The organism is Xanthomonas sp. SHU 199 (genome assembly GCF_000364665.1).
GTDB lineage: Bacteria > Pseudomonadota > Gammaproteobacteria > Xanthomonadales > Xanthomonadaceae > Xanthomonas_A > Xanthomonas_A sontii.
This window is the reverse complement of the sequence record NZ_AQOI01000025.1, coordinates 1-2,134: the sequence shown is the minus strand read 5'-3', so window position 1 is coordinate 2,134 and position 2,134 is coordinate 1. Positions and strand designations below refer to the sequence as shown.

The window sequence follows — 2,134 nt, the reverse complement described above, 5'->3', positions numbered from 1 at the left end:
CAACTCGCAAGGACGAGTGATGTCAAATTTCCAGGGCATTCGTATGGCACTGCGCCTGATGGCTGCAGCCGCCCTTTTATTGTTGGTCGCTTTTGGCGTTTCGGCGCAGACGGTCCGCTATATCCATACGGATGGACTGGGCTCTGTCGTGCTGGTGACGGACAAGGATCGTAACGTCTTGGAACGCAGGGAATACGAACCTTATGGGGGTTTGGTGAATCAGCCTGTGACGGATGGACCTGGTTATACTGGTCACGTCATGGATGCGGCGACCGGGCTGATATATATGCAGCAGCGGTATTGCGATTCGCCCTTGGGGGTGTTTTTGAGTGTTGATCCGGTGAGTGCCTACGAACAGCCGGTAAATCAGTTCAACCGCTATCGATATGCAAATGGAAACCCCTACACACTCAAAGATGTGGATGGGCGGCAGGCGTATTTGCCTTACGTTGATGCGTACTTGCGGCATTACTATCGAAATGGACTAAACAAAACGCCCCGAAACAAGAAGGAGGCGCAGGCTGCAAGCAATTGGAGGCAGATGTCTGATGCTCAAAGCGCATTTCACCAGCAGGGTGAAGATGGAGCTCAGAATACAAAGTGGGTTGACGATTCTGGGCATAATGAGGCTGTATATGATGGAAATGGGAATCTAGTTACTGACCTCCTCAATGGTGGGACTTATAATTATGCCTCTCCAGATGATTGGGGTGGCCATTTGATGTATGATGTTATTCCTTATTTCTTGTGGGGGAATGGCCCCATTATAGTCTCGGCTAATCCTGTGATGGGTTCAGCACCGATACCAACCGTCACTATTGGATCTCCGCAGCCGATTGGTGAAACGTCAGTGGAGTCTCCGCCACCACCTCCTCCACCTGAGGTTGAAAAAAAAGAAAGATAAGGGATGTGTTTTCGAATGCTGTAGGGGTTGCTAAGAGATGAGAATAAAAAATCAAGCCTTGATACTAAAAGTAATTACTCTAATTGTGGGGGTGGCTTTATTTTTTTTAATTTTATTTGATAGGTATACCTATTATGACTATAATATCGGAGCTTGTGATGATAAGCGCTTAGGGCTGGTGGCCAATTTGGTCGGAAGCTTTGGCTCGGATCATCCTAGAAAAAGATCGTCTCCTTACTACTTGAGAATAGAGGCTGCTAGTGAAAACAAGGGGCGTTTGACCATTGGAAAGGTTGGTATGACTTCAGTGGCTTCAAAGAAGAGAGTTGATCTTGATAAAGGTGAGAGAATTGAAATTAAAGATTCGCGAGGCTCTGTCTTGTCTGTGGTCTATTTAGTTGATTCTCTTTCTATTGAGTATGATGATTATTTTCTTCACGGGGTTATTGAGCGATCGGCGAATAAAGATGAAAGCATTGCTTTTTCATGTCGTTTTAATAGAAATGAATGGACTGAGTGGCGCGTTCCTTTATGGGATGCTTTGATGAGCATTTAATTTTTTAATTGATTGGCTGGGGGTGTCCAAATTTTTACCCCAAGGAAGTTTGGCTAGAAGAAGCGTTATTCCGAAGAACATATCATCGACCTCTTGCGCGAAGCCGAAGCAGGGTAATAATAAGGGGCCTATGCTCTGCGGCATGAATTCAACTGGGCATCCTGTTGTTTGTGGTGCAGTAAGTTCGTCGGCATGAGCTGCTGATGCTAAGCGGCTCAAAGCTCTGGAGCCGAGAACACGCGGGTGAAGAAGTTGCTTGCCCAGCAGCTGTTCGATAACGACCCGATCAATGGGGCGCCGCGAAGAATTTACAAGCACACCGGCGCGTTGTGAACTGGTAAGGCCGCGTCATCAAGTGCCTGGTGATTGTGGGCGATGCAACGCATGAAGCGGTAGCGATCGGGCATGGCGTAGTGCGTGTGCTGGACCTGCTGTCATTACTACTCGCCTTGCCGCAGGCGATCCGCACCGACAATGGCAACGATTCGTGGCAAGTCGATGGTTAGTTATGCGCAAAAATAAGGGATACAGCTTCGGCTGATCCAGTCAGGCAAGCCAAACCAGAGCGCCTAGGCTTTATCGACATTCATTTCAGCCACATTGGGATCGAGGCCAGATACAGGAAAGCCAAGAAATGGGTTGGCTTGCGATCGAAGCGCGTGGCGATACGGCGG

At 48.2% G+C, this 2,134-nt stretch carries 2 protein-coding genes and 2 pseudogenes; all 4 read left to right on the top strand.

Annotated features, from left to right (window positions below):
- A partial coding sequence (locus D183_RS26140) for an RHS repeat-associated core domain-containing protein (protein ID WP_198527621.1) occupies nucleotides 1-904 on the top strand: 904 nt, incomplete at its 5' end.
- 37 nt (nucleotides 905-941) lie between these two features.
- On the top strand, nucleotides 942-1,460 hold the full coding sequence (locus D183_RS27205; protein WP_157835139.1) for a hypothetical protein: 519 nt from the start codon (nucleotides 942-944) through the stop codon (nucleotides 1,458-1,460).
- An 81-nt stretch (nucleotides 1,461-1,541) separates the two neighbouring features.
- A pseudogene (locus D183_RS28205) lies at nucleotides 1,542-1,803 on the top strand (transposase); the annotation flags it as partial.
- Nucleotides 1,802-1,979 (top strand): annotated as a pseudogene (locus D183_RS28200) (IS3 family transposase); the annotation flags it as partial. The pseudogenes D183_RS28205 and D183_RS28200, both read left to right, overlap by 2 nt.
- Nucleotides 1,980-2,134: the final 155 nt, after the last annotated feature.